The organism is Amycolatopsis sp. lyj-84, from assembly GCF_046549075.1.
Classification (GTDB): Bacteria; Actinomycetota; Actinomycetes; order Mycobacteriales; family Pseudonocardiaceae; genus Amycolatopsis.
The window spans coordinates 111,507-136,919 of record NZ_JAJPWO010000009.1 but is presented as its reverse complement, the minus strand read 5'-3'; the positions used below and the strand labels follow the sequence as shown (position 1 = coordinate 136,919).

The window sequence follows — 25,413 nt, the reverse complement described above, 5'->3', positions numbered from 1 at the left end:
TAGTCCTCTAGTTGCGGTCAGGGCTTGAGGAGACCACGCACGGTGTCGATGGTGTCGGCGTCGGAGGCCTCCTTGTCGGGCCGGTATCGGACGACGCGCGCGAAGCGCAGCGCCAGCCCGCCCGGATACCGCGTGCTCACCTGGGCCCCGTCGAGTTCGATCTCCACGACGAGCTCCGGCCGCACGTGCACCGCCCAGTCCGTGCGGTGGGTCTCGATCTCCTGGAACGTCTTCGTCTGCCAGGCCAGCAGCTCGTCGGTCATGCCCTTGAACGTCTTGCCGACCATGATCGGCGGCCCGCCGCCGGGGTCGCGCGCGCCGAGATGCAGGTTCGACAGCGTGCCGGTGCGCCTGCCGTGTCCCCATTCCGCGGCGAGGACGACCAGGTCGATCGTGTGCACCGGTTTCACCTTGAGCCAAGCGCGCCCGCGGCGGCCCGTCGCGTACGGCGACGCGAGGTCCTTGACCATCACGCCCTCGTGCCCGGCGGCCATCGCCGCTTCCAATACCGCTTCGGCCGAAGCGGGCGCGATCTCACCGGGGATCACGTGCTCGCCCGCGACCTTGCGCAAGGCCACGTTCCGCTCGGACAGCGGAGCGTCCAGCAGGTCGGTGCCGTCGAGGTGCAGGCAATCGAAGAAATACGGCCGCAGCAGCAACGCCTTGACCTGCTCGTCGCGGCTGCTGCCGAACCGGCTCATCGTCTCCTGGAACGGCCTCGGCCTGCCGTCGTCGGTCAGCGCCAGCGTCTCGCCGTCGAGCACCACCGACGTGCAGGGCAGCGAGCGCACGAGCTCCACCAGTTCACCGACGCTGCCGGTGATCTCGCGCAGCGTCCGCGTGTAGACGTGGACCTCGTCACCGTCGCGGTGGACCTGGATCCGCGCGCCGTCCATCTTGTACTCGACCAGGGCCCCGGCGTGCTCGGCGACGGCCTCTTCCAGCGACTCCGCCGGAGACGCCAGCATCGGCCGGATCGGCCTGCCCAGGGCGAGTTTGAACTCCGCCAGCCGTTCCTTGCCGCCGGTCATCGCCGCCAGGCCCGTCACCGGCAGCTGCCCGGACAGCATGAACGCCCGCCGGACGTCCTCGGCCGGGATCTCGGACGCCGCCGCGATGGCGTCCACCATGATCCCTTCGAGCGCGCCCTGCCGCAGCTCGCCGGTCAGCAGCCGGAACAGGAACTCCTGCTCGGCCTTGGTCATCCTGACGAACAACGCCCGCAACGTCTCCGTGCGCAGTTTCACCGAGCCGGAGCCGGACGCCGCCCCGACCGTGCCGAGCGCCGTGTCGACCTCGGCCACGGTCAACGACGGCTCGGCGGCCGGTGCCGCGTTCAGCTCGGCCAGCGTCCGCCAGCCGGTGCCGATGCGGCCCTGCGTCGGCTGCCCGGTGAGGAACGCGACCACCGCGGGGAGCTCCGGCTCGCCCGCGGCGCGCAGCAGTGCGGCCAGGGTGGCGATCTTCGCCTTCCTGGACCTCGTGGCGGCCAGTTCGGCCGACGCGGTCACCACCGCGGTGAACAACATGGGTCCATCATGACCCCGGGGACCGACAGTTTCGCGCCGAGCGGGTTCAGGCGTGCGCGGGATCCGCCACCCAGCTGGCCAGCAGCGCGAGCCCCCGCTCGCTGGAGGAACCGGGCTCGGCGGTGTAGATCACCAGGGCCTGGTCCGGATCGTCGGGCAGCCGCAGTGTCTCGTAGCGCAGCCGGAGTTCACCCACGACCGGGTTGATCATCACCTTCCACGAGTGCGCCTTCTCGCGCACGGTGTGCTTCGCCCACAGCTTCCGGAACTCCTCGCTGCCGAGCGAGAGCTCGCCGACCAGCTGGGCGAGGTACGGGTCGTCCGGGTACTTCCCGCTCTCGGCCCTGAGGTTCGCCACGACCTCTTTCGCCACGGTCTCCCACTCCGGGTGCATCTCGCGGGCGTGCTCGTCGAGGAAGAACATCTTCGGGATGTTGCGCTCGCCGGGAGGGCAGGCGGCGAAATCGAAGGACAACGCGGCCCCGAGCGGGTTCCAGGCCAGCACGTCCAGATAGCGGCCGAAGACGAACGCCGGGGATTGGATCGCGTTCAGCATCTGCTGCAGTTCCGGTCGGACCCGCTGCGCGCGGGGCCGGGCGATGCGTTTGCGCTTCGGCGCGGCCAGGTTGCGCAGGTAGGTCTCCTCGTCGCGGTGCAGCCGCAGCGCCCGGCTCAGCGAATCGAGGACGGAATCGGACACGTTGCGAGCCCGCCCCTGCTCCAGCCGCGTGTAGTAGTCGACGCTGATCCCGGCCAGCTGCGCCAGCTCCTCGCGCCGCAGCCCGGCGACCCGTCGCTGGTTGAAGCCCGTCGGCAGGCCGAGGTCGGCCGGATCCAGCGCGGCCCTGCGTGCCTTGAGGAAGTCGCCCAGCTCGGCCGTCTCGGTCATGTCGACAAGTATCCCGATTCCGCGGGACGGGTGCCTGGTCCTGCTGGGGCCAGGTTCGGCGGGAGTGTGGTTGGTCCAGGTGGTACCGGCGCCCCCGTCGGTATCCCGACTTATGGTCCTGTCCAGCGGTCACGTTCTGGCCCTGTCCCAAGGGCCAATTCGCCGACATCGTGGTGACATGGTCAGCGAACGGAAAAGCGTGACGATCGGCGTACTGGGGGTGCTGATCGTCGGCGCGTCCGTGCCGGTGACGGGAATGCTCGACGGCTACCCGGTGATCACCGGACAGGCACTGCGTTACGCCCTGGCGGGACTGCTCCTGCTGGCGTGGGCGCGCCTGAGCGGTCGGCCGTTGCCGCTGCCCGGCCCGCGCGACGTGCCGTCGCTGATCGCTCTCGCGGCGACCGGGATGATCGGGTTCCAGGCGTGCCTGCTGTTCGCGCAGCGGTACGCCGAGCCCGGCCTGGTCGCCGCGTTCCTCGGCGGCACGCCGCTCGTGCTCGCGCTGGCCGGACCGCTGACGAAGGGGAAACGGCCGTCGTGGGCGCCGGTGACCGGGGCGGTGCTCGCCGGACTCGGGATCGCCGTGCTGTCCGGCGGCGGGGCGGCGCGCTGGCAAGGATTGGTGCTCGCGGCGCTGGCGATGGTGTGTGAAGCGCTGTTCACCCTGCTCGCCGTCGGGGTGCTCGAGAGGCTCGGTCCGCTGGCGACCGCGACCTGGAGTTGTTGCGCCGCGGGCGTCGGCGGCGCGGTCGTCGGCACGATCGCCGACCCGTCCGGCGCCTGGGTGTGGCCGGACGGGCGTGAGCTGATCGCGCTCGGCTATCTGACGGTCGTCGTCACGGCGATCGCTTTTCTTCTTTGGTATTCGGCGGTTTCCGCGCTGGGCGCGGACCGGGCCGGGGTGCTGGTGGGGCTGATGCCGGTCTCCGGTCTCGCCGTCTCCCTGCTGCTGGGAATGCAGGATTTCCGGCTCTCCCAGGTGATCGGGGTCGCGCTGGTGTCCTCAGGCGTCGTGGTCGGCCTGCGCCGCCGCGAGTTCGGTGAGCCGGGCGCATTTGACGTCGAAGTGCTTGACGACGTCGCCGCCGATGACCGCGACCATGACCGCGCGCAACGGCCCGGTGAGCGTGACCTGCTGGACGAACTCGGTCCCGCCGTCGACCGCGGCCACGGTCAGCGCGAGATCCATGACGCCGAAGGGAATCGGCTGGCGGAGGGCGACCTCGCGGTCCTGGATCAGCGAAGTGATCGTGAACGACTCGGCGACCCGTGAGTGCACGCGGCCGCGGAATCCGTTCGGTACGAGGAAACCGGTCGAGCCCACCTCGGCGGGACCGTGCAGTTCGGCGCCGGTGAGGTCGGGATCCCAGTCGGGCCACCGGGTGAAGTCGGCCAGTGCCGCCCAGAGCGCGGACGGCGGGACGGGCAGGATTTCGCGGGAGGTTCTCGTCCAGGTCATACCCCGACGATATACGGAACTGTCAGTCTCGTAAACTGGGTGCATGGTGCGAGGCAGGCCGAGGGAAGAGGGCATCGACGACGCGGTCCGCGAGGCCGTGCGGGCGCTGCTGACCGAAACCGGGTACCAGCGCTGCACGATCGACGCGGTCGCGGCGCGGGCGGGGGTCGGCAAGGCCGCGGTGTACCGGCGGTGGCGGTCGAAGGCGGAACTCGTGTTCGCCGCGGTGATCCATCCCGTCGAACTCGAACCGCCCGAGGACACCGGTTCGCTGCGGGGTGACGTGGCGGCGGTCCTCGCGGTGATCGAGTCCTCTTTGGACGGTGCGGAACTGCGGCGGGCGCTGCCGTCGCTGCTCGCCGACGTCCGGGCCGATCCGGTGCTGGAGGCCCGGTTCGGCGAGGTCTTCCTCGGCCGTGAACGCGGATATCTGGTCGAAACGCTGGATCGGGCCGTCGCGAGAGGGGAACTCTCGCGACGGCCCGATCCGGCGCTCGTGCACGCGATCCTGCTCGGCCCGGTGCTCACGTGGCTGCACCTGTTCACCGAGACGACGCCGTCGGGCGGGTTGGCGGCGTCGCTCGCCTCACCGCTCCACGCGGCCGTGGCCGCTCTCGGCGCTTAGCGGCCGCCGCGCGCCATCCGGAGCACGTCGAGAGCTTCGTCCAGCTGGGCCTCGGTGAGCTTGCCGTTCGCGACGTGACCGCGTTCGATCACGACCTCGCGGATCGTCTTCAGTTCCTTGAGCGCGAGCTTCGCGATCGCGGCGGCCTCTTCGTAGCCGATGTAGGAGTTCAGCGGCGTCACGATCGACGGCGAACCCTCGGCGTACTCCCGCGCGCGGTCGGCGTTCACCGTCACGCCCGCGAACACCTTGTCCGCCAGCAGCCGCGAGACCGCCGCGAGCAGCCGCGCCGATTCGAGCACGTTGCGCGCGATGACGGGCAGGTTCACGTTGAGCTGGAAGTTGCCCGCCGCGCCCGCGAAAGCGACCGCCGCGTCGTTCCCGATCACCTGCGCGACCACCTGCAGCGTCGCCTCCGGGATCACCGGGTTCACCTTGCCCGGCATGATCGACGAACCCGGCTGCAGATCCGGCAGCGCGAGTTCGGCCAGCCCGGTGCGCGGGCCGGAACCCAGCCAGCGCAGGTCGTTCGCGATCTTGTTCAGCGACACCGCGACCGTGCGCAGATGCCCGGACGTCTCGACGACGCTGTCCTGTGTCGCCTGCGCCTCGAAGTGGTCACGCGCTTCGGTCAGCGGAAGACCGGTGACCGACGCCAGCTCCTGCGAAACGGCCGAGCCGAAACCCTCGGGCGCGTTCAGCCCGGAACCGACCGCGGTGCCGCCGATCGGCAGCTCACCGAGTCGCGGCAGGCCCGACTTCAGCCGTTCGACACCGAACCGGACCTGCGACGCCCACGCGCCCGCCTCCTGGCCGAAGGTGATCGGGACGGCGTCCATCAGATGCGTGCGGCCGGATTTCACGATGTCCGACCATTCGGCGGCCCGCGTCTCGATCGCGGCGGCCAGGTACTCCAGCGCCGGGATCACGTCGGACAGGACGGCCTCCGTCGCGGCGACGTGGATCGTCGTCGGGAAGGTGTCGTTCGAGGACTGCGACGCGTTGACGTGGTCGTTCGGGTGGACGTCGCGGCCCAGCGCGCGCGACGCCAGCGTCGCGATGACCTCGTTGGCGTTCATGTTCGACGAGGTCCCGGAACCGGTCTGGAACACGTCGATCGGGAAATGCGCGTCGTGCTTGCCCTCGGCGACCTCGTCGGCGGCCTTCGCGATGGCCTCGGCGACCTCGGCGTCCAGCACGCCGAGGCGCGCGTTGACCCGCGCCGCGGCGGCCTTCAGCAGGCCGAGCGCACGGATCTGGGCGCGCTCCAGGCCACGGCCGGAGATCGGGAAGTTCTCGACGGCGCGCTGCGTCTGCGCGCGGTAGAGGGCGTCGACGGGGACGCGCACCTCGCCCATGGTGTCGTGTTCGATCCGGTATTCCTGTTCAGCCATGCCTCAAGTTTCGCGCAGCGACCGCTGGCGCGCTCCGTGTCTTTCGGCACGCGAGGGCTAGGATCGAATGTGTTCTCGATCACGCCGCCCACCACCGGCCGGGAGAGTGCCGAATGAGCGAGTCCGCTGGGGAAACGTCGTACGACCTCGTCATCATCGGGGCAGGTCCGACGGGTCTTTTCGCCGCCTACTACGCGGGATTCCGCGGCCTTTCGATGGCCGTCGTGGATTCACTGCCGGAGGCGGGCGGCCAGGTCACCGCGATGTACCCCGAAAAGATGATCTACGACGTCGGCGGATTCGCCGAGATCCGTGGCCGGGATCTGGTGCAGGGCCTGGTCGATCAGGCGGCGCCGTTCAAACCGGTGTACCTGCTCGGGCGCAAGGCGGAGAAACTCGAAAGCGTCGAGGACGGCATCACCGTCACGCTCGACGGGGGACAGGTCCTGCGTGCCGGCGCGGTGCTGATCACCGCCGGGATCGGCGAGTTCACCCCGCGTCCGCTGCCCGCCGGTGACGGCTGGCTCGGCCGCGGCATGGTCCACTTCGTGCCCGCGCTCCAGGCGCACGCGGGCCAGCACGTGGTCGTCGTCGGCGGCGGGGATTCGGCGTTCGACTGGGTGCTCGCCCTGCATCCGGTCGCCGCGAGCGTCACCCTCGTGCACCGTCGCGCGCGGTTCCGCGCGGCCGAGTCCATCGTGCGGCAGGCGCGGGAACTCGGCGTGCGGATCGTCACCGACGCCGAGGTCACCCGGTTCTTCGACCGCGACGGCGCGCTCGCGGAGGTCGAGATCCAGGTGAAAGGCGCCGAACCCGAAGTGCTGCGTGCCGACGCGGTGGTCGCGGCTCTCGGTTTCACCGCCGATCTCGGGCCGATCGAGAGCTGGGGACTGCAGATCGACCACCGCGCTATCGCCGTCGACTCGACCATGGCGACCCCGCGTGAGCGGGTCTACGCGGCGGGCGACGTCGCGGCGTATCCGGGGAAGGTGAAGCTGATCGCGACCGGATTCGGGGAAGCGGCGACGGCGGTCAACAACATCGCGGTGGCGTTGAACCCGGAAGCGCATCTGTTCCCCGGTCACTCCAGCAACGCGGAGTAGCGCGTGCAATGAAAGTCCCCTTCATTGCAAATTTTGCAATGAAGGGGACTTTCATTGCATCTCTCAAGCGGGCGGAGCAGGCGCGGGAGGTGTGGTCTTCTCCGCGATCCACTGCGCGTAAGCCACCACCGAAGTCGCGATCGACGGCGAAGTCGCGCACACCGGATCGGCGTTGCCCGGACGGCTGATCGTGCCCAGCAGCACCCATTTCCCGTCGACCTTGGCGACCTCGGGACCACCGGAATCGCCGTAGCAAGAACCCGACTTCCCGTCGGGATTGTCGGTGCACAACTCGACGGCGCCGTCGAACTTCGCGGTGCAGCGCACGCCTTCGACGATCTTCGTGTCCAGTTGCTGCAGCTTCGCCGGACCCTTGCCACAGCCCGAAGTCGGGCACGTCTGGCCCCAGCCGAGCAGCCGCGTCGGCGTCCCCGGCGCCACGATGGCCCCGATCGTGACCGGCGCCGCCTTCACCGGGGCGGCCAGCCGCACCAGGGCGAGGTCGCCGCCCGCGTGTTCGGGCTCGGGGTTGTAGGACGGGTTCACGACGACCTCGGCGAGTTTCGCGATCTCGCCGCCTTGGGTGTTGTCGTTGCTGCCGATCCGCGCGCTCAGGTTCGCCGGGTTCTTGCCCTCGACACAGTGCCCGGCCGTCACGAGCCACTCCGCCGCGATCAGCGCGCCGGCGCAGAAAGCCTTGCCGGAGGCCGAATGCAGCGACACGATGAACGAATACGGCTCGTCGGCCTCTCTGCCGCCGACGAGGTCGCCCGCGCCCGTGGCCTGTCCGACCGGCATGAAGACCATCGCCGCGAACAGGACCACGAGCACGCGCTTGAGCACTGATTCTCCTTAGGGGAGCGGGGGAACGACGTCGTCTTCCAGTGAATCGTCGAGGTGGCCGTCGAAGTTGACGGACGAGTACGAGCGGAGTTTGGTCAGCCGGTGGTAGCCGTCGATCATCCGGACCGTGCCGGACTTCGAGCGCATCACGATCGACTGGGTGGTCGCGCCGCCCGCGCGGTAGTGCACGCCGCGCAGCAGGTCTCCGTCGGTGACGCCGGTGGCGCAGAAGAAAACGTTGTCGCCGCGGACGAGGTCGTCGTTGCCGAGCACGCGGTCGAGGTCGTGGCCCGCGGCCAGCGCCTTCTCGCGCTCCGCGTCGTCCTTCGGCCACAGACGGCCCTGCAGCTCGCCGCCGAGGCACTTCATCGCGCAGGCGGCGATGATGCCTTCGGGGGTGCCGCCGATACCGAGCAGCATGTCGACGCCGGTGCTCGGCCGGGCCGCGGCGATCGCGCCCGCGACGTCGCCGTCGGAGATGAACCGGATCCGGGCGCCCGCCTCGCGGACCTCCTTGATCAGCTGTTCGTGACGCGGCCTGTCGAGGATGCACACGGTGACGTCGGAAACGCTGGAGTTCTTGGCCTTCGCGACCCGGCGGATGTTCTCCGCGACCGGGGCGGCCAGGTCGACCTTGCCCGCGGCGTCCGGGCCGACGGCGAGCTTCTCCATGTAGAAGACCGCGGACGGGTCGAACATCGCGCCGCGTTCGGCGACCGCGAGCACGGCCAGCGCGTTCGGCATGCCCTTGGCCATCAGGGTGGTCCCGTCGACCGGGTCGACCGCGACGTCGCAGTCCGGCCCGTCGCCGTTGCCGACCTCTTCCCCGTTGAACAGCATCGGGGCTTCGTCCTTCTCGCCCTCGCCGATGACGACCACGCCGCGCATCGACACGGTCGAGACCAGCTGGCGCATCGCGTCCACGGCGGCGCCGTCTCCGCCGATCTTGTCCCCGCGCCCCACCCAGCGGCCCGCGGCCATCGCGGCGGCTTCGGTCACGCGGACCAGTTCCATCGCGAGGTTGCGATCGGGCGCTTCACGGCGTCGGGAAGAGCTGGCGGACGAGGTGGGGGTGGGCATGAGGCCTCCCGGGTCAGGAACTCGGCGGGGTCCCAGTCTCTCAGATACCCACGGTGGTTCGGTGGCTCCAGAGCATGGTGAACGTCACTGACCGTTGCCGCTCTCGTCTTCCACCGACGACAGCGCGGCCTCGATCCGCTCGCGCGCGCCTTCGAGATGGTGCTCGCAGACCTTCGCCAGTTGCTCGCCCTTTTCCCAGAGAGCGAGCGACTGCTCCAGGGACAGCCCGCCCGCTTCGAGTTCGCGGACGACCTCGACCAGCCTGTCGCGGGCCTGCTCGTAGCCGAGTTCGGCGGTCTCGCCACCGGGTTTGCTCACGCTGTGCTTCCTTCTACCGGACGTCGGTGCTTGCCGATACCCGCGCACACTACCGCGCCGGCCATGGCGTTGTCGTAACCCACGAAGGCGAGAGCGAACTCCTGGCCGTCACCCTCCGCGATCGCCGCGACGAGGGTTTCCTGCGCCCGGGCCACCCGTTTGCGATGCTCGGACCCCTCCGCGAACCACCATCGGGTGCCGACGTGCTCAGCCGTCGCTTCGGAGAGCTTCCGCAATTGCGCGTCGAGGCCTCGCTTGATCGAAAACGGCGCTGATGAGCCCTCGGCGGAAAAGAGCGCCTCGGCCTGGCAGCCCGCCAGCAGTACGGTCCAGCATTCGGCGGCGGCGTGGTCGGTCAGCAGCGCGTTGTGCAGCACACCGGGGGCGTTCGCGCGCTGGGCGGCGTCGACGGTCAAAGGCAGGAAACTCGCCGTCAACTGTTCTCCTCCGCCTCTCCCGCGACGACGGCGCCGAGCGCGCCGTCGACCACGCGGACGCGCAGGTTCGCGCCATCCGTGACCTCGGAGACGGACCGGAGTACCTGGAGGTTGCCTTCGGCGTCGGTGTACTGCACCACCGCGTAGCCGCGTTCGAGGGTCGCCGCCGGGCCGAGCGCGGTCAGCCGCGCGCGGGCGCTGGCGATCTCCGCCTGATCCTTGGCGAGCAGGGTGAGCATCGCGCGGCGCCCGCGTTCGCGGTGGATCTCGATGTCGTCGGAACGCCGCTGGACCGGGCCGAGCGGATCGGCGAGCACCGGACGGCTGCGCATCTGGGTCAGCAGCCTGACCTGCGTGTCCACCCAGCCGTGCAGGGCGCGGCGGCCGCGGTCACGCATCTGGCGTACGCGCTGGGTCTCCTCGCGGACGTCGGGCACGATCCGCTTGCTGGCGTCCGTCGGCGTCGAGCACCGGAGGTCGGCGACGTGGTCGAGCAGCGGGGTGTCCGGCTCGTGCCCGATGGCGCTGACCACCGGCGTGCCGGCCGCGGACACCGCGCGGCACAGCGCTTCGTCGGAGAACGGCAGCAGATCTTCGACACTGCCGCCGCCGCGCGCGATCACGATGACGTCGACCTCCGGGTCACGGTCCAGTTTGGACAGTGCCTGGAGGATCTGCGGGACCGCGAGCGATCCCTGTACGGCGGTGTTGATCACCTTGAACGCGACATGCGGCCAGCGGGCCTGCGCGTTCACCAGCACGTCGCGTTCGGCGGCGGACGCGCGACCGGTGATCAGCCCGATCCCCTTGGGCAGGAAGGGGATCTTGCGTTTGCGTTCGGGTGCGAACAGGCCCTCGGCGGCCAGCAGCCGTCGCAACCGTTCGATCCGCGCGAGCAGTTCGCCGATGCCGACCGCGCGGATCTCGTTGGCGCGCAGGCTCAGCGAGCCGCGGTTCATGAAGAACGTCGGCTTCGCGTGGATCACGACGCTCGCGCCCTCGCGCAGCGGCGGTTCGATCGTGCGCAGCAGGCCCATCGGGCAGGTCACCGACATCGACACGTCCGCGGACGGGTCGCGCAGCGTCAGGAACGCGGTGTTGGTGCCTTGGCGGGCCGAGATCTGCGTGACCTGGCCCTCCACCCAGACCGCGCCGAGCCGGTTGATCCACTCGCCGACCTTGCGGGCGACCGTGCGGACCGGCCACGGGTTCTCGGCGGTGGTGGACGGCCCCGCCGGTGCGGCGGTGGGTTCGGCGCTCACCGGCCTTCCGCGCTGCCGGTGTCGTCGCCGTCGGCTTCCGCCTTCTTCACGTTTCCGATGCGACGCGCGAGCATGCCGACGAACGACGCCCTGTCGGCGTTCGCCTTTTCGTAGGTCAGCAGCTCTTCCAGCTGCGCGAGGTCGAACCGGCGCAGGCGGGCGCGCAGCTGCGGCAACGTGAGCGTGTCGTAGTCCTCCAGCCCGGCCGGGCCCGAGGTCACGGGGGCCGCGGAACTGTCGAACTCGCCGTCGGCGTGGTCCTCGGCGAGCGCGCGCTCCTCCTCGGCCCACGGGTCTTCGGTGAGCGCCTCGAGGTCGTGGAAGTGGCCGTTCGTCTCGGCACGCGGTTCGGGAACCTCGGGGTCTTCCCTCAACGGGATCACGCACGAGTCGCGTTCGTAGCGGCGTTCGCCGAGGTCCGGCGGGAGGTCCTCGTCGAAGGTCGCCCAGCTGGGGGCGTCCTCGACCGGGCGGAGACCCGACAACGCGTCGTCGCCCTTGATCGCCAGCTCGGTGACGTGCTGCTGGACGCGCATGGAGAACTGGAGGACCTGGCTGACCACCGTGACGGGGAGCCCGGTCAGCTGCTTGGGAAGTTCGCGAACCCGCTCGGCGGTGGTGACGGCGAGGCCCGCGGCGACCCGGAGGGGGAGCGGGAGAGGCTTCATACGTCTAGCCTGCCGTATCTGGTCCATCCTGCCCAACCGAACGGGTGGGTCGGCTCACAGGACGTGACTCCACGCACATACTTTAGAGGGGTTCCCAGGTCACCTGAACGTGAGTGCGAGGAGCCCCCGGGGCAGCCCGTACCCTGGGGGTCATGAGTTCTGCGAGTCCCGGAATCACGCCAGCCGGCAGTCCGACGATCACCGAGTCCGGTGTGCCGGCAGGTGGCAAACGTGTCCTGCTCGCCAAGCCTCGTGGCTACTGCGCGGGCGTCGATCGTGCCGTCATCGCCGTCGAAAAGGCACTCGAGCTCTACGGCGCACCGGTGTACGTGCGCAAGGAGATCGTGCACAACCGGCACGTCGTGGAGACCCTGCGCGACCGCGGGGTGATCTTCGTCGACGAGACCTCCGAGGTGCCGGAAGGCGAATTGGTGGTGTTCTCCGCGCACGGCGTCTCGCCCGCGGTGCACGCCGAGGCGGCCGAGCGCAATCTGCGGACCATCGACGCGACCTGCCCTCTCGTGACCAAGGTGCACAAAGAGGTCAACCGGTTCGCGAAGGACGACTACGACATCCTGCTGATCGGCCACGAAGGCCACGAAGAGGTCGAAGGCACCGCCGGCGAAGCTCCCGACAAGGTGCAGCTCGTCGACACCGCCGAAGACGTCGACAAGGTCGAGATCCGCGACCCGTCGAAGGTCATCTGGCTCTCACAGACCACCCTTTCGGTGGACGAGACCATGGAGCGCGTCGACCAGCTCCGGGACAAGTTCCCCGGCTTGGCCGACCCGCCCAGCGACGACATCTGCTACGCCACCACGAACCGCCAGGTCGCGGTCAAGGCCATGGCCGCCGAGTGCGACCTGGTGCTGGTGGTCGGCTCCACGAACTCGTCCAACTCGAAGCGCCTGGTCGAGGTCGCGCTGAAGGCGGGGGCGCGCGCGTCGCACCTGGTCGACTTCGCGCACGAGGTCGACGAAGCGTGGCTCGAAGGCGTCGAGACCGTCGGCGTCACGAGCGGTGCTTCGGTGCCGGAGGTTCTGGTCATGGACCTGCTGACGTGGCTGGCCGAGCGCGGCTGGGACAACGTCGACGAGGTCACCACGGCGAACGAGAAGATCGCTTTCGCGCTGCCGCACGAGCTGAAGAAGGTCGGCAGGGCCTAGGCTCCGAGTACGAAAAGGGCCGTCCGAGGGGTTCCTCGGGCGGCCCTTTCTTTTGATCAGGGGCTCAGGCGAGAGCAAAGGTCCCTTGCTTCAGCGCTCGTCGTCCCAAGGGCGGCGGCGCGGCGGCTGACCGCCTCGGCGAGGGTCGTCCGGACGCGCCGGACGGCGGCGCGGGGCACCGGGGGCGCTCTCGCCGCGAGGGTCGCGACGGCGGGGTTCGCCGTCTTCCGGCGGACGCGGGCGCCGGGGCTGACGTCCCGGAGGCGGTGGCTTGCGAGCGCCGGGTTCGGCGTCGCGGCGAGGACGGCGATCGTCGTCGACCGGACGGCGGCGCGGCGGCACGTCGTCCGGGGGCGCACCCCGGCGTGACGGCGGGGGCGGCGTCTGCCCGGTCCTGGCGGCCGGACGGCGGCCCGCCGCGGCGGCAGCGGGCTTGACCGGCGGTTTCGCCTCGTCGCGACGGTCCGGTTTGGCGTTCGCCTTCAGCTTCACCGGGGCGTCGGGATCGCGTTCGCGGTAGATCCGGAAGAAACCGATCGCCAGCGTGACACCGGTGGTGAGGGCCATCGTCGGGAAGCCGTTGATCAGCGGGGTGCCGATGTCGAAGGCTCTCTCGAGCAGATCCGAGCCCTTGCCGTTGTCCGAGGTCAGGAGGATGACTCCCGGCACGGTCACGGCGAGGACCAGGGGCGGCTGCACCATCGGGCCGAACAGCCCTCTGCGCTGCACGGCCACCACGGCGGCCACCGCGCCGAGCGCGTAGAAGATCTTGAACAGCAGGCCCAGGTCCTTCTGCGTCATCACGTCGATGAAGGCACCAAGGATGGCGAGCCCGAAGCCCACCAGGACGGCGGCCCACCAGGGCAGCCCGCGCCTGGCGCCGACGAGCGGACGCTCGTCCCAGGCTACGGGAACGTCGTCGGCATCAGGATCGCTCTGGCGATCGCGAATCGCGGTCACAGGTCCCACCGTATATCCAAGCTGCGGACATACCGCCAACAGGCGGTATGTCGATCGCCTGGTAGTGGTCATCCCGGACCACCCGGACGAACTGCCCGGGTGCTTTCGAGAGGTACTACGCGCAGGGGCGCGACAAGGTTGTCAAGCGGGTCGAAACGGAGCCTCCGATTCCGGAAACCGCAGGTGGGGAACGTCCTCTCGTGAGTGGTGAGGACGGTTCTATTGAGGGGTAGGGCAAACGTGTCGTGTTCGGGCGACGATCACAGAGTTCGGAATCTGAGCACGCGAGATCCGCCTCCGATCACGCGAGTCACGCCCTCGCCCACCTGGGTTCAGCCACAACGACACCTTTGCCCGGGGCGTCGCGAAAGCCACTTTCGGGACGTCTGATGTCCCGAAAGTGGCTTTCGCGACACGGCCGCTGGGCAGCACGAACTTGCGAACACTCGCACGCAAATCCAGTAGGTACCTAGGGCGCCCTTGGCTGGAACCCGAATCGCCACTCACGACCAACCCGACCCAGCACGTCACGATCGCCCTGCCCCCACTCCTCAGGGCCGCAGTCGCTCCACAGCCGCGTCGTACTCCTCCACGATCCGCCGCACGATCTCGGCCGCGGGCAGCACATCGGTCACCAGCCCGGCCGATTGGCCCGCTTCGACCTTGCCGTTCTTCAGGTCGCCGTCGAGCGCGGCGTCGCGCAGGGTCGAGGCGGCGAACACCGCACGTCGCCGTTCGACGTCGGCCGCGGAGTCCTCGAGTTCGGTCATCCGGTCGGTGAAGTCGTTGGCCAGCGCGCGGATCAGGCCGAGGTCCCGGCCGACCGTGCGGGTCGAGTCGATTCCGGCGGCGACCACGGCGGCCTTGTAGTCCGGGTGGACGGTGGCTTCGGTGCTGGCGAGGAACCGGGTGCCGAACTGGGCGGCGCCCGCCCCGAGCGCGAGCATCGCGGCGAGGCCGGCGCCGTCGGCCAGGCCCCCGGCCGCGACGATCGGCGTGTCCGGGACAGCGGTGGCGACGGCGCGGGTGAGGACCAGTGTCGTGACGAGGCCGGGTGGCGGATGTCCTCCGGCTTCGGCGCCGACCACGACGAGCCCGTCGACACCGGCGTCGACGGCCTTCTTCGCGTGCTCGGTTCCGGCGACCACGTGCAGGCAGGTCGTCCCGACGTCGTGGAAGCGCTCGAGGTAGCGCCGCGGACCGCCCTGCGAGGCGATCAGCACCGGCGGGCGCCGTTCGAGCAGCAACTCGATCACGTCTTCGGCACCCGCCCGGTAGAGCGGCAGGTTCACCGCCCACGGCGACTCGGTGCCGTCGGCCATTTCGTCGAGGGTGCGGGCCAGGTCCGGCAGCCGCATCGGTCCCGCGGCGACCACCCCGAGCCCGCCGGCGTCGCTCACCGCGAGCGGCAGGGCCGAGCACGACGAGGCCCACGACATCCCCGCCTGCACGATCGGCAGCGCGATGTCCAGCAGTTCGGTGACCGGGGTGCGGATCCGCCTCATCGGACGGGCCCGAGCAGGGTGCGGGCGTGCTCCGCGAGCTGGTTCTTCCGCACCTTCGAACTCGCGGTCATGCCGATCCCCTCGAAGTCGTCGACGATCCGAAGATGGTGCGGCACCTTGAAACCCGCCATGTTCGCCTTCGCCCAGCGCAGGAGTTCCTCTTCGGTGACCGCGTCGGGTTCGCGGAGCACGACGAACGCGAACGGGACCTCGATCAGCCGCTCGTGAGGCACCCCGACCACCGCGGCCTGCCGGACCGCGGCATGTCGGTGCAGGACGTCCTCGACGTCGGCCGGGGCGACGTTCTCACCCCCGACTCGGATGATGTCCTTGGTGCGCCCGGAGAAATGGAGCCTGCCGGACAGGTCGAGCAGACCGATGTCCCCGGTGGACAGCCAGCCGCCGGCGTCGATCGCGGCGGCGGTCTGCCCGGGATCGTCGAGGTAGCCCCGCATGACGTTCCAGCCGCGGACGAGGATCGCGCCCGGGGTGCCCGGCGCGCAGTCGTGGTCCCCGTCGAGCGCGCGGATGCGGACCTCCACCCCGGGTTCGACGGCCATCGCGCCGGAAGCCCGGATCTCCTCGGGCTCCCACCAACAGGACTGCGCGACGTTCGGCGAAGCCTCGGACAGGCCGTATCCCGCGACGCATTCACGGGCACCGAGCTCGTCGATCACCCGCCGGATCACCGTCGGCGACGCCGCGACCCAGGCACCGCGCAGGTGGAGTTCCCGCGTCGCGCGGTCCGGATGGTTGAGCAACATCATCGCGATGGTGTCGTTGCCCGAAAAATGGGTGCAGCGCTCCTCTTCCAGCAGACGCAGGGCCTCTCCCGCCTCGAATTTGGCCATGGCCACCAAGGTGACGGCGTGCTGCAGGCTGGCGAGCACCGAAAGCGTGCTTCCGGCGACATGGAAGAAGGGACGGGCGCTGAGGAAACGGTCGGCGGGACGGAACCCGAGCCGGGCGCCCGAAAAGTACGCGTTGGCGCACATGCTCCGATGGGTGAGCAGGACACCTTTGGGGCGGGATGTCGTGCCCGAGGTGTACTGCACGAGCAGCACGTCGTCCGGTTCCGCGGTGGCCGGGGTGTCGCCGTCGGCCGCGGCGAGGAACGCCTTCCAGGACGTCACCCCTTCCGGCACCTCCTTGCCCAGTACGACCACGGAGGTCAGGTCGGGCAACGTGGCGCAGCGCCCGTCGGTCCCGAGGCCCAGCTCGCGAAGCATCGCGATGAAGTCGACGCGCAGCACACGGTCCGCGACGAAGAGCGTGGACACCTTCGCCTTGGCCAGCATGTACCGCACCTCGTCGGCGGTGCACCGGGTGTTGACGGGCACGGCGACGGCGCCGAGCGAGCCGATCGCGACGAACAGCGCGACCCAGTCGGGCCCGTTGCCGAGGCAGACGCCGACACGGTCACCCCGTCCGACGCCGTGTGCCGCGAGCGCGGACCGGATCCGCGCGACGTTCCCGGCGAGCTCGCCGTAGGTGACGCGGGATTCGGCGGTGACGACGGCCTCGACGTCCGGCGCGGTCAGCGCGGCGCGCTCCAGCGCCTCGTGCGCGGTGAGCGGGCAGACGGTGCGCAGGTCCATCACTCTGCCTCCTTGGCTGTCGCGGTGGCCGAGAAGCGCTCGACGCCGTCACGCCAGTCGCCAGTCTGCAGATTCTGCTCGATCGCGGCCATTTCGATGCGGATGCCGCGGTCGAGGTCGGTTTCGGTGCCGAGATCCACCGCGCGTTTGGTCAGCGCGATGGCACCCGGTGGTGCCTTGGCGATGGTCCGCGCTGTCTCGTCGCCGACGTCGGCCAGCTCCGCCGGGGGAACGACGCGGACGACGAGCCCGAGGTCACGGGCCTCTTCCGCGCCGACGGGGCGATTGGTGAACAGCAGCTCCTTGGCGCGGCGCGGCCCGATCGCCCTCGGCAGCCGTTGGGTGGCACCGATCGTGCCCCAGTGCGGCTCGGGGAAGCGGAACGTGGTGCCCTCGGCCGCGATGGCGAAATCGGCGGCGAGGGCGATCTCGCCGCCCGAGCCGACGACGGCCCCGTGCACCAGCGCGATCACCGGACGGCGGCAGGCCGCGATCGCGGCGTAGGCGGCGAACGAGGCCACGCGGCGGCGGCGTACCCACGACGCGTCCTTGCCGGTGCGCTCCTTGAGGTCGGCGCCCGCGCAGAAGACCGGACCCTGCCCGGAGAGCAGGACGACGCGGACAGACTCGTCGGCGTCGATCTCGTCGAACGCCGCGCGCAGCTGAAGACACAGGGGCAGGTCCACGGCGTTGCGCGCGGCCGGGCGGGCCAGTTCCAGCCGGGCGACCCCGGCGGTGACGTCGAGCAGGATCCGCTCGTCCACTCAGATCACTCCTTCGCCGCGCAGGGCGGCGATCTCGGCCGAACCGAAGCCCGCGTCCGCGAGCACGCTCTCGGTGTCGGCGCCCAGCAACGGCGGGCTCTCCAGGTCATGTGGCCGTGCCCCGGTTTCCCGCAGGGGAGTGCGGATCGCGGGGAACTCGCCCTCGGTGGGATGCGAGAAGGTGCCGACGACGCCGCGCGCCCGCGCGTGCGGATCGTCCAGTGCCTCTCGGACACCCCGGACCTCGCCCACCGGCACGTCGGCCGCACGCAGTTCCTCGACCAGCTTGCCGCTTTCGCGGTCGGCGATCGCCGACCGCAGCGCGGTCATCACCCGGTCCCGGTGGGCGACACGACCGGCGTTGTGCCGGAGTTCGCTGTCGGACTCCAGGTCGTCGAGGCGGAGCACGCGGCACAGCGGCTCCCAGTGCTGGTCGCTGCAGCTGATGTGCACCCAGCGGCCGTCCGCGGCCTCGAAGGCGGCGGACGGGACGCGACCGGGGTGCTGACTGCCGGTCCGCGCCGGATCCTCGTCGAGGGCGAACAGCCGGGCGGCGTTCAGCGCGTGCAGGCTGAGCTGGACGTCCATCATCGACACGTCCAGGTGGCGGCCGCGTCCGGTGGTTCCCCGGCCCGCCAGCCCGGTCAGCACGGCGATGACCACCCAGAGCCCGGAGGTCAGGTCCGCCGCCGGGATCCCGGTCTTGACCGGCGGGCCGTCCGGTTCGCCGGTCATCGCCATGACTCCGGACAGGGCCTGGAAGACGGTGTCGTACCCCTTGCGGGCACGGTCCGGGCCGGTCTGCCCGAACCCGGTGGCGGAGACGTACACCAGGCCGGGGTTGCCCGCGGCCAGCTCCTCGTAGCCGAGGCCGAGCCGAGCCATGGTGCTGGGCAGGAAGTTCTCCACGACGACGTCGGCACGGGCGGCGAGGCGGCGGGCGGCGTCGCGGCCGCGGGTGTCCTTCAGATCGAGGGTCACCGAACGTTTGCCCCGGTTGACGGCGAAGAAGTAGGCACTTTCCCCGGCGGGGAGCCGGGGTTCGAAGCCCCGCGTCTCGTCGCCGGAGCCCGGCCGTTCGACCTTGATCACCGTCGCGCCCAGCTCGCCGAGGATCTGCGTCGCCATCGGCGCGGCCAGCACCCGGGAGAAGTCGAGCACGGTGATGCCTTCGAGGGGCGGAGTCACCGGCGGAACCCCCGCATCAGGGCGTTCACGTCCTGGCCGGCGCGCACGGCGGCGTCGGTCGGCAGGTCGGCGACCCGGTAGAACAGGTCCTTGGCGGCGCTCAGCGCGCGCGGCTCCACCGCCGCCCAGCCCGCGGCGATCTCCAGCGCGGCGGAGAGGACGTTCTCCGGCTCGACGACGCTGTTGACCAGGCCGTGTTCGAACGCTTCGGCCGCCGTGAGCAGCCTGCCGGTGCTGATCAGCTCGAAGGCGAGTTTGCGGCCCAGGTGCCGTACCAGACCGGTCATCACCAGGGCCGGGACGAGGGAGTGCCGCAGTTCCGGGTAGCCGAAGCGCAGGTCGGTGCCCGCGACGACCATGTCGGCGCCGATCGCGAGGCCCGCGCCGCCGCCGACCGCCGCGCCGCGGACCGCGGTGACGACCGGGGTGCCCATCCGCTGCATCCGCGTCTGGAGCCCGGCGGTCAGCGCCGCTCGCTCCAGTACGGCGTCGGGCTGCTCCGGAGTGAGCGCGGAGAACTCGGAAAGGTCCGCGCCCGCACAGAATCCGCGGCCGTTGCCGGTGAGCACCACCGCGCGGACGGCGGGGTCGAGGTCGGCGTCGTCGAGCGCGTCCCGCAGCGCCCGGGTGAGGGCGGTGTCGAGCGCGTTGAGCTTGTCCGGCCGGTTGAGGGTGAGGACGCGGACCCGGTCGTGGTCCTCGGTGAGCAGGATCATCGTCGGCTTTCTCCTTGTGTGCGGGCGAAACCGGCTCGCGCGACCATGCTGTGCAGCGGACGGCCGAGTGCTTTCTCGCAGGCGGCGGACGACTCGGCGAGCGCGCCGGGGTCCAGTCCGGTTCGGACACCCATCGCGTGGAAGAGGTCGACGAGGTCTTCGGTGCAGACGTTCCCGGTCAGCCCGGCGCCGTAGCCGATCGACGCCGGGTGGCCGCCGACCCCGCCCATCGCGCTGTCGAAGTGGCGGCAGCCCGCGTCCAGCGCGGCCACCGCGTTGGCGATGCCGGCGCCCCGCGAGTTGTGGAAGTGCGCGATCAGCGGCAGTCCGGGGTGGGCCCGGCCGAGTCGCTCGAACAGGGCCGTGACGGTCTTCGGCGTCGCCACCCCGGTGGTGTCGCCCAGGGTGACCGCGGCGGCGCCCAGGTCGGCGAAGCGGGCGACGTCCTCGGCGACCCGGCCCGGGTCGACAGCGCCTTCGAACGGGCATCCGAAGGCGACGGACACGACGCCGATCAGGCGGAAACGCTTGTCCGCCAGGCGGATCATCTCCGCGACCCGGTCCCACTGGGCGGCGCGGGTGGTGCGCAGGTTCCGTTCGGTGTGGCTCTCGCTGGCCGAGACCAGCAGGCTGAGCTCTTGAGCCCCGGCGCCGCGATCCAGGTCTTCCAGCGCACGCGTCACCGCGCGGGGATTGGGGCACGTCGCTTTGAACGCCACGCCCGGCCGGCGGCCGAGGGAGACGAGCACCTCGCTCGCGTCGGCGAACGCCGGGACCCGCTCCGGGTGGCTGTAGCTCGTGGCTTCGATACGGGTGAACCCCGCGCGGGCGAAACCTTCCAGCAGGGCGACCTTCGTCGCGGTGGGGACGAACGCGGGCTCGTGCTGCAGCCCGTCCCTGGCGAAGCACTCACAAATCGTGACCCCGTCGGTCATCGAGTCACCTCCTACGGTGACTCCAGAACTACCCGCCGCGAGTTGATAATGTCAACACTTAGGGTTTCGTGTCACGCTCGCGCTCCTCCTGTTCGATGACGAGCGCGGCGTCGGCGAGCTTGTCCAGGGCGCGTTCGAGGATCTCGGTTTCGGTGGAGGTCAGGATGCCGAGGAAGGCGGCGTCGCGCTCGTTCGCCGCGACGATGAGACCCCGGTACACGGTGAGCCCGTCCTCGGTCAGCGCCAGGCGGGAAGTGCGGCCGGAAGCGGCCGTGCGGTTCACCAAGCCGCGCTCGACCAGCTTCGCCACCACCCTGCTCATCTGCGCTTTGTCCAGGCCTGCCCGCCGGGCCAGCCGGTTGAGCGTGAGCGTCGGGTCCGCGGCGATGAGGGCGATCGCCCGCCATTCGCCGAGGCTCACGTCGAACTCCCGGCGGTAGCGCAACGCTGCTGAGCGCGACAAGGCGGCCGACGTGCGGGAGAGTCGGTAGGACAGCAGCTGGGAGATCGGGACGAGCTCGTGTCCGTCCGGACGTTCGGTCATGCCGGGCATCCTACCCATCGGGCACCGAGTGTTGACAGCATCAACACTTGCGCGCATGCTCGCGTCGTCCCCGCCGCCGACAAGGGAGTCGAAGACCGTGGCCGATCCCAGTCCAGCCACCGAACAGTCCGCCGTGCCGGTCGACCGTCCTGCCACCTATCGGGCGATCGCGCTGCGGATCATGCCCTTGCTCGTGATCTGCTACATCGTCAGCTTCATCGACCGGACGAACATCGGGATCGCGCAGGAAGGCCTCAAACGCGATCTCGGTTTCGGCCCCGCGGTCTACGGCCTCGGCGTGACGGTGTTCTTCGTCGGGTTCATCCTCTTCGAGGTGCCGAGCAACGCGCTGATGGCACGGATCGGGGCGCGCAAGTCCCTGGTGCGCATCATGGCCTCCTGGGGCGTCGTGACCGTGGCGACGATGTTCGTCCAGGACGAGTACACGTTCTACGTGGCGAGGTTCCTGCTCGGCGTCGCCGAAGCGGGATTCTTCCCCGGGGCGCTGTTCTATCTGTCCCGTTGGTTCCCGTCGGCGCGCCGGACCCGCATGACCGCGATCTTCTTCATCGGGGTGCCGGTTTCCGGGATCGTGGGTTCGGTGATCTCCGGCGGCATCATGCACAGCCTCGGCGGTGTCGCGGGGCTGGCGGACTGGCAATGGCTGTTCCTCGTCGAGGGCATCCCGCCGATCCTGCTCGCCCTCGCCGTGCTGTTCTGGCTCGCCGACGAGCCCGAACAGGTCCGCTGGCTCACTCCGGCGCAGAAGGCCGCGGTCCGCGCCGACCTCGACGCCGATCAGCTGCTCAAGGGAGGCGCGGGCGGCACGCGGACCCATGCCGGGCTCCGCGCCGCGCTGAGCGACCCCAAGGTCTGGATCCTCGGGCTGTGCGCGTGCGGCGCGTACACCCTCGCGAACGCGGTTTCCTTCTGGGCGCCCAGGATCATCGCCGACGCCGGCGTGGGCGACGTGCTGGACCTCGGCCTGTTCTCCGCCGTGCCGCCGCTGGCCGGGATCGTCGCCATGCTGATCGTGGGACGGCATTCCGACCGCACCCTCGAGCGGCGCTGGCACGCCGCCACGGCCTGGATCGTCGCGGCGCTCGCGATGTTCGCGATCTCCCTTTTCCACGGCAATGTCTTCGCGGTCGTGGTGCTGCTCGCCGTCCTCGCGGCGGCGCACTACTCGGGTCTGACGGTGTTCTACTCGATCCCGTCGATCTATCTTTCGGACCGCGCGGCCGCGACCGGTATCGCCGTCGTGACCTCGATGGGCTCCTTCGCGGCCGCCGCGTCGCCTTCCCTGCTCGGGTTCATCCAGTCGGCGACAGGGAGTCTCGGCCTCGGGTTGCAGATCAGCAGCGGGATGGTGCTGATCGCGGTGATCGTCCTTCTCGTCGGCGTGAAGGCGGCCGATCTCAAGGAGAAGAAGTGAAGATCCTCGGCACTTGATCACGAAGGGCGTGGTCGATACCGGGTAGGTATTGCGGGGTAAGTCAAAGGGGGTTATTGGGTGACAGGGCAAACATGGCGTGTTCGCGGCGGGGCCGGTGACGGGATGAAGGTGGCTTTCGCGACGTCCCGGGAGGCTGGTGCGGCCTTCATGGTGGCGTTGTGGCTGAACCCACGGTGAGCGAAGGCGTAATCCGTCTCTGATCACACGGCCGGCACTTCACTCCACGACCGACGCCGACTTCGGGTCTTGCAAGTTCTGCTATGTGGAAGCTAACCTCCGCAGACTGAAATTTCCCGGAATCGCTCGCTGGTGCCGAGAGGCGGATCCATGGTGAAGAGGACGCAGGCCGAAGAGGGCGTCAGGCCCGAGGACGAACGGCTGGGGATCGGCAAGAGCTTCACGTACGGCATCCAGCACGTTCTGACGATGTACGGCGGGATCATCGCGCCGCCCTTGATCATCGGCGGTGTCGCGGGCGTTTCGCCCGCCGAAATCGGGCTGCTCGTCGCGTCCTGCCTGTTCATCGGCGGGCTGGCGACGATCCTGCAGTCGTTCGGCGTGCCCTTCTTCGGCTCCCGGCTGCCGCTGGTCCAGGGCACTTCCTTCGCCGGCGTGGCGACGATGACGGCGATCGTGGCCGACGGCGGGCTCCCCGCGGTGTTCGGGGCGGTGATCGCGTCCACGCTGCTCGGCCTGCTCATCACGCCGGTGTTCTCGCGGCTGGTGAAGTACTTCCCGCCGGTCGTCACCGGGACGGTGATCACGGTGATCGGGCTCAGCCTGATGCCGGTCGCGGCGCAGTGGGCGATGGGGAACAACACCAAGGCCGCGGACTTCGGCTCGGTCTCCAACATCGGCCTGGCCGCCCTGACCCTGATGTTCGTGCTGGCGCTCAGCAAGGTCGCCGTCCCGGCGATCTCCCGGCTTTCGATCCTCCTGGCGATCGTGGTGGGCACCGTGCTGGCCGCCGTGCTCGGCAAGGCCGACTTCTCCCACGTCGGGGACGGCCCGATCTTCGCGGTACCGACGCCGTTCGCTTTCGGGGTGCCGACCTTCGACGTCGCCGCGATCTTGTCGATGTTCATCGTCGTGCTGGTGACCCTCACCGAGACCACGGCCGACATCCTCGCGGTGGGGGAGATCGTCGGGACGCGGGTCAGCAAGCGCCGGATCGGCGACGGCCTGCGCGCCGACATGGCGTCCTCGGCGATCGCGCCGATCTTCAACGGGTTCACCCAGAGCGCGTTCGCGCAGAACGTCGGCCTCGTCGCGATCACCGGGGTCAAGAGCAGGTTCGTGGTGACCGCCGGGGGAGTGGTCCTGCTGGTGCTCGGGATGCTCCCGGTACTCGGCCGGGTGGTCGCGGCGATCCCGTACCCGGTCCTCGGCGGCGCCGGTCTCGTGCTGTTCGGCACGGTCGCGGCGTCCGGGATCAAGACGCTGTCCAAAGTGGACTACAACGGCAACCTGAATCTGGTCATCGTCGCGGCCTCCATCGGTTTCGGCATGATCCCGATCGCCGCGCCGGACTTCTACCACCACTTCCCGACATGGGTCGGCACGATCTTCCATTCGGGCATCAGTTCCGCCGCGCTGATGGCCGTCGTGCTGAACCTGGTGTTCAACCATCTGAAACCGGGCAAGGCGGGCACCGACCCGTCGGTGTTCGCGACGGCGACCCGCGTGATCGACTACTCAGACCTCAAAGCCTTCTCGCAGTTGGAGGACGGCGACAGGATCGTCGACGGCAAGATCGTGGACGCCGACGGCAAACCGGTCCCGGTGCGGGGTGCGGACGGCCGCCCGGTGCAGTACCGGATCGGCGCCGAACCGGAAACGCACTGAGGCGGCACGTCGCGCTCAAGGCGCCGGAATCGCCTCGATGAGCCAAAACCCGGTGTCTCCCAGTGGACGGGTGTCCGTTGCCTCGAGGTTCGCCCGGCGGCACAGGTTCTCGAAATCCGTCCGCGTCCGTTCGCGGCCGCCCACGTTCACCAGCATGTTCAGATCGCTCAAGTACAGCCCCGGCGGTGTGCCCGGTCGGACGACCTCGGGCAGCACCGGTTCCACCAGCAGCAGCCGGCCGTCGGGCGGCATGACCGCGCGGCAGTGCCGCAGGATCGTCGCGCACCGGTCGTCGTCCCAGTCGTGGATGATGCTCTTGAGCAGGTACACGTCGCTGCCGTCGGGCACCTCGGCGAAGAAATCCCCGGTCAGGACCGACGTCCGGTCAGCCAGACCGGCCGCTTCGAACCGTCCGGTGGCCGCGGCGCCACCTTCGGCGGAGTCGAACACCGCACCACGCACCGAGGGGTGGGCTCGCAGGATCTCCGTCAGCAGCGTGCCGTCCCCGCCGCCCACGTCGGTCACGCTCGCGAACCGGCCGAAGTCGAAGGCCTGCGGGAGAATCCGGGCCACCGCACGCGAACCTTCGCTCATCGAGGCGTTGAACAGCGCCGACTTGGCGGGATCCTCCGCCAGGTGCGCGAAGAACGGCTTGCCGAAGACGTCGTCGAAAGCGGGCCGCCCGGTGCGGACGCTCTCCGCCATCCCTTCCCAGCCGCGGGTCATCACCGGGTCCGTGAACATCTCGACCAGAGCGGACTGCGCCCCCGGATGCGCTTGTCCCAGCAGGCGCCCTTCCCCGGTCACCGCGAAACGGCCCGTCTCCGGCTCGGTGAACAGCCCCAGCACGGTCAACGCGCGCAACAGCCGGGTGACCGTTTCCGCGGGAAGACCGAGCGCCGCCGCGACTTCCGCACCGGTGCGCGGCGCGTCGTCGAAGGCGTCGACGAGTTTCAGCTGGAGCGCCGCGCGGACGGTATACGTGGTCATGAACCCGAAGGCGAGCCGTCGCAGGTGCGAGCCGGGCGGCAGTGCTTCCGTCATCTGTCCTCCAGTGCCGTTAGAATAAGGCGAGCCTAACCTAAATTCCGAGCGGCGAGGTGGCCGCGAACGGGTTCTGCGCGAC

The 25,413-nt window shown here is 70.0% G+C and carries 24 protein-coding genes and 1 pseudogene; 6 read left to right on the top strand and 19 right to left on the bottom strand.

Features of this window, described 5'->3' with window-relative positions:
• Positions 1–17: 17 nt before the first annotated feature.
• Positions 18–1,529: an ATP-dependent DNA ligase gene (locus ACLJRM_RS26625; protein WP_410664585.1), complete on the bottom strand. Its 1,512-nt coding sequence runs from the start codon at positions 1,527–1,529 to the stop codon at positions 18–20.
• 46 nt (positions 1,530–1,575) lie between these two features.
• Entirely contained in the window at positions 1,576–2,418 is an 843-nt protein-coding gene (locus tag ACLJRM_RS26620) for a helix-turn-helix transcriptional regulator (protein ID WP_101610501.1), read from the bottom strand.
• Between ACLJRM_RS26620 and ACLJRM_RS26615 the strand changes: the two are divergent.
• Positions 2,417–3,427 (top strand): annotated as a pseudogene (locus tag ACLJRM_RS26615) (DMT family transporter); the annotation flags it as partial. The gene ACLJRM_RS26620 and the pseudogene ACLJRM_RS26615 sit on opposite strands and share 2 nt — an antisense overlap.
• Here the strand turns inward: ACLJRM_RS26615 and ACLJRM_RS26610 are convergent.
• On the bottom strand, positions 3,425–3,880 hold the full coding sequence (locus ACLJRM_RS26610) for an SRPBCC family protein (protein WP_410664584.1): 456 nt from the start codon (positions 3,878–3,880) through the stop codon (positions 3,425–3,427). The pseudogene ACLJRM_RS26615 and the gene ACLJRM_RS26610 overlap by 3 nt on opposite strands.
• 43 nt (positions 3,881–3,923) lie before the next feature.
• On the opposite strand from ACLJRM_RS26610, the gene ACLJRM_RS26605 reads away from it, so the two are divergent.
• On the top strand, positions 3,924–4,505 hold the full coding sequence (locus ACLJRM_RS26605; protein WP_410664583.1) for a TetR/AcrR family transcriptional regulator: 582 nt from the start codon (positions 3,924–3,926) through the stop codon (positions 4,503–4,505).
• Here the strand turns inward: ACLJRM_RS26605 and ACLJRM_RS26600 are convergent.
• Positions 4,502–5,899: a class II fumarate hydratase gene (locus ACLJRM_RS26600; protein WP_410664582.1), complete on the bottom strand. Its 1,398-nt coding sequence runs from the start codon at positions 5,897–5,899 to the stop codon at positions 4,502–4,504. The genes ACLJRM_RS26605 and ACLJRM_RS26600 overlap by 4 nt on opposite strands.
• A 113-nt stretch (positions 5,900–6,012) precedes the next feature.
• Between ACLJRM_RS26600 and ACLJRM_RS26595 the strand changes: the two genes are divergently transcribed.
• Complete coding sequence (locus tag ACLJRM_RS26595; protein ID WP_410664581.1) at positions 6,013–7,002, top strand: NAD(P)/FAD-dependent oxidoreductase; 990 nt, start codon at positions 6,013–6,015, stop codon at positions 7,000–7,002.
• A gap of 63 nt (positions 7,003–7,065) precedes the next feature.
• Here ACLJRM_RS26595 and ACLJRM_RS26590 read toward each other — a convergent pair whose 3' ends face one another.
• The 6 genes from ACLJRM_RS26590 to ACLJRM_RS26565 all read right to left on the bottom strand — a co-directional run bounded on the left by ACLJRM_RS26590 (position 7,066) and on the right by ACLJRM_RS26565 (position 11,610).
• The gene (locus ACLJRM_RS26590; protein WP_410664580.1) at positions 7,066–7,845 is read right to left on the bottom strand and encodes a S1 family peptidase; all 780 of its coding nucleotides are present in this window, start codon (positions 7,843–7,845) and stop codon (positions 7,066–7,068) included.
• Positions 7,846–7,854: 9 nt separating this feature from the next.
• Positions 7,855–8,925, bottom strand: a complete 1,071-nt coding sequence (glpX, locus tag ACLJRM_RS26585; RefSeq protein WP_174720460.1) for a class II fructose-bisphosphatase — start codon at positions 8,923–8,925, stop codon at positions 7,855–7,857.
• Positions 8,926–9,009: 84 nt separating this feature from the next.
• A complete protein-coding gene (locus ACLJRM_RS26580; RefSeq protein WP_101610496.1) occupies positions 9,010–9,243 on the bottom strand; it encodes an exodeoxyribonuclease VII small subunit in 234 nt (77 codons plus the stop codon).
• Positions 9,240–9,680, bottom strand: coding sequence for a hypothetical protein (locus ACLJRM_RS26575; protein ID WP_410664579.1), 441 nt, complete (start codon positions 9,678–9,680; stop codon positions 9,240–9,242). Before ACLJRM_RS26575 ends, ACLJRM_RS26580 begins: the two co-directional genes overlap by 4 nt.
• Positions 9,677–10,942: an exodeoxyribonuclease VII large subunit gene (gene xseA / locus ACLJRM_RS26570; RefSeq protein ID WP_410664578.1), complete on the bottom strand. Its 1,266-nt coding sequence runs from the start codon at positions 10,940–10,942 to the stop codon at positions 9,677–9,679. Before xseA ends, ACLJRM_RS26575 begins: the two co-directional genes overlap by 4 nt.
• Positions 10,939–11,610, bottom strand: a complete 672-nt coding sequence (locus ACLJRM_RS26565) for a lipid droplet-associated protein (protein WP_101610493.1) — start codon at positions 11,608–11,610, stop codon at positions 10,939–10,941. The genes xseA and ACLJRM_RS26565 overlap by 4 nt, the downstream gene beginning before the upstream one ends.
• A 152-nt stretch (positions 11,611–11,762) precedes the next feature.
• Here ACLJRM_RS26565 and ACLJRM_RS26560 point away from each other — a divergent pair, with 152 nt between their 5' ends.
• Positions 11,763–12,776 carry a 4-hydroxy-3-methylbut-2-enyl diphosphate reductase gene (locus ACLJRM_RS26560; protein ID WP_168214408.1) on the top strand — a complete coding sequence of 338 codons (1,014 nt, stop codon included), beginning with the start codon at positions 11,763–11,765 and terminating at the stop codon, positions 12,774–12,776.
• Between the two features lie 90 nt (positions 12,777–12,866).
• Here the strand turns inward: ACLJRM_RS26560 and ACLJRM_RS26555 are convergent, their stop codons facing one another.
• The 8 genes from ACLJRM_RS26555 to ACLJRM_RS26520 all read right to left on the bottom strand — a co-directional run bounded on the left by ACLJRM_RS26555 (position 12,867) and on the right by ACLJRM_RS26520 (position 20,986).
• Positions 12,867–13,736, bottom strand: a complete 870-nt coding sequence (locus ACLJRM_RS26555) for a DUF6542 domain-containing protein (protein WP_410664577.1) — start codon at positions 13,734–13,736, stop codon at positions 12,867–12,869.
• Positions 13,737–14,287: 551 nt separating this feature from the next.
• The gene (locus ACLJRM_RS26550) at positions 14,288–15,241 is read right to left on the bottom strand and encodes an NAD(P)H-dependent flavin oxidoreductase (RefSeq protein WP_410664576.1); all 954 of its coding nucleotides are present in this window, start codon (positions 15,239–15,241) and stop codon (positions 14,288–14,290) included.
• Complete coding sequence (locus ACLJRM_RS26545; protein ID WP_410664575.1) at positions 15,238–16,839, bottom strand: AMP-binding protein; 1,602 nt, start codon at positions 16,837–16,839, stop codon at positions 15,238–15,240. The genes ACLJRM_RS26550 and ACLJRM_RS26545 overlap by 4 nt, the downstream gene beginning before the upstream one ends.
• Positions 16,839–17,603: an enoyl-CoA hydratase/isomerase family protein gene (locus tag ACLJRM_RS26540; protein WP_410664574.1), complete on the bottom strand. Its 765-nt coding sequence runs from the start codon at positions 17,601–17,603 to the stop codon at positions 16,839–16,841. The genes ACLJRM_RS26545 and ACLJRM_RS26540 overlap by 1 nt, the downstream gene beginning before the upstream one ends.
• On the bottom strand, positions 17,604–18,791 hold the full coding sequence (locus ACLJRM_RS26535; protein WP_410664573.1) for a CaiB/BaiF CoA transferase family protein: 1,188 nt from the start codon (positions 18,789–18,791) through the stop codon (positions 17,604–17,606).
• Positions 18,788–19,507, bottom strand: a complete 720-nt coding sequence (locus tag ACLJRM_RS26530; protein ID WP_410664572.1) for an enoyl-CoA hydratase/isomerase family protein — start codon at positions 19,505–19,507, stop codon at positions 18,788–18,790. The genes ACLJRM_RS26535 and ACLJRM_RS26530 overlap by 4 nt, the downstream gene beginning before the upstream one ends.
• The gene (locus tag ACLJRM_RS26525) at positions 19,504–20,442 is read right to left on the bottom strand and encodes a hydroxymethylglutaryl-CoA lyase (RefSeq protein WP_410664571.1); all 939 of its coding nucleotides are present in this window, start codon (positions 20,440–20,442) and stop codon (positions 19,504–19,506) included. The genes ACLJRM_RS26530 and ACLJRM_RS26525 overlap by 4 nt, the downstream gene beginning before the upstream one ends.
• A gap of 58 nt (positions 20,443–20,500) precedes the next feature.
• On the bottom strand, positions 20,501–20,986 hold the full coding sequence (locus ACLJRM_RS26520; protein WP_101613125.1) for a MarR family winged helix-turn-helix transcriptional regulator: 486 nt from the start codon (positions 20,984–20,986) through the stop codon (positions 20,501–20,503).
• Between the two features lie 97 nt (positions 20,987–21,083).
• Between ACLJRM_RS26520 and ACLJRM_RS26515 the strand changes: the two genes are divergently transcribed.
• Both ACLJRM_RS26515 and ACLJRM_RS26510 read left to right on the top strand, forming a co-directional pair.
• Positions 21,084–22,421: an MFS transporter gene (locus ACLJRM_RS26515; RefSeq protein WP_410664733.1), complete on the top strand. Its 1,338-nt coding sequence runs from the start codon at positions 21,084–21,086 to the stop codon at positions 22,419–22,421.
• Positions 22,422–22,769: 348 nt separating this feature from the next.
• Positions 22,770–24,287: a nucleobase:cation symporter-2 family protein gene (locus tag ACLJRM_RS26510; protein WP_101607149.1), complete on the top strand. Its 1,518-nt coding sequence runs from the start codon at positions 22,770–22,772 to the stop codon at positions 24,285–24,287.
• Between the two features lie 15 nt (positions 24,288–24,302).
• Here the strand turns inward: ACLJRM_RS26510 and ACLJRM_RS26505 are convergent, their stop codons facing one another.
• Entirely contained in the window at positions 24,303–25,331 is a 1,029-nt protein-coding gene (locus ACLJRM_RS26505; protein ID WP_146044418.1) for a methyltransferase, read from the bottom strand.
• Positions 25,332–25,413 lie beyond the last annotated feature (82 nt).

Bases quoted from the DNA above. Each gene is read 5' to 3' on its own strand.
- glpX (WP_174720460.1), bottom strand. From the start codon at position 8,925: ATGCCCACCCCCACCTCGTCCGCCAGCTCTTCCCGACGCCGTGAAGCG.
- ACLJRM_RS26560 (WP_168214408.1), top strand. From the start codon at position 11,763: ATGAGTTCTGCGAGTCCCGGAATCACGCCAGCCGGCAGTCCGACGATC.
- ACLJRM_RS26545 (WP_410664575.1), bottom strand. From the start codon at position 16,839: ATGGACCTGCGCACCGTCTGCCCGCTCACCGCGCACGAGGCGCTGGAG.
- ACLJRM_RS26610 (WP_410664584.1), bottom strand. From the start codon at position 3,880: ATGACCTGGACGAGAACCTCCCGCGAAATCCTGCCCGTCCCGCCGTCC.
- ACLJRM_RS26505 (WP_146044418.1), bottom strand. From the start codon at position 25,331: ATGACGGAAGCACTGCCGCCCGGCTCGCACCTGCGACGGCTCGCCTTC.
- ACLJRM_RS26600 (WP_410664582.1), bottom strand. From the start codon at position 5,899: ATGGCTGAACAGGAATACCGGATCGAACACGACACCATGGGCGAGGTG.
- ACLJRM_RS26550 (WP_410664576.1), bottom strand. From the start codon at position 15,241: ATGAGGCGGATCCGCACCCCGGTCACCGAACTGCTGGACATCGCGCTG.
- ACLJRM_RS26565 (WP_101610493.1), bottom strand. From the start codon at position 11,610: ATGAAGCCTCTCCCGCTCCCCCTCCGGGTCGCCGCGGGCCTCGCCGTC.
- ACLJRM_RS26530 (WP_410664572.1), bottom strand. From the start codon at position 19,507: ATGATCCTGCTCACCGAGGACCACGACCGGGTCCGCGTCCTCACCCTC.
- ACLJRM_RS26625 (WP_410664585.1), bottom strand. From the start codon at position 1,529: ATGTTGTTCACCGCGGTGGTGACCGCGTCGGCCGAACTGGCCGCCACG.
- ACLJRM_RS26595 (WP_410664581.1), top strand. From the start codon at position 6,013: ATGAGCGAGTCCGCTGGGGAAACGTCGTACGACCTCGTCATCATCGGG.
- ACLJRM_RS26605 (WP_410664583.1), top strand. From the start codon at position 3,924: ATGGTGCGAGGCAGGCCGAGGGAAGAGGGCATCGACGACGCGGTCCGC.
- ACLJRM_RS26510 (WP_101607149.1), top strand. From the start codon at position 22,770: ATGGTGAAGAGGACGCAGGCCGAAGAGGGCGTCAGGCCCGAGGACGAA.
- ACLJRM_RS26620 (WP_101610501.1), bottom strand. From the start codon at position 2,418: ATGACCGAGACGGCCGAGCTGGGCGACTTCCTCAAGGCACGCAGGGCC.
- ACLJRM_RS26520 (WP_101613125.1), bottom strand. From the start codon at position 20,986: ATGACCGAACGTCCGGACGGACACGAGCTCGTCCCGATCTCCCAGCTG.
- ACLJRM_RS26525 (WP_410664571.1), bottom strand. From the start codon at position 20,442: ATGACCGACGGGGTCACGATTTGTGAGTGCTTCGCCAGGGACGGGCTG.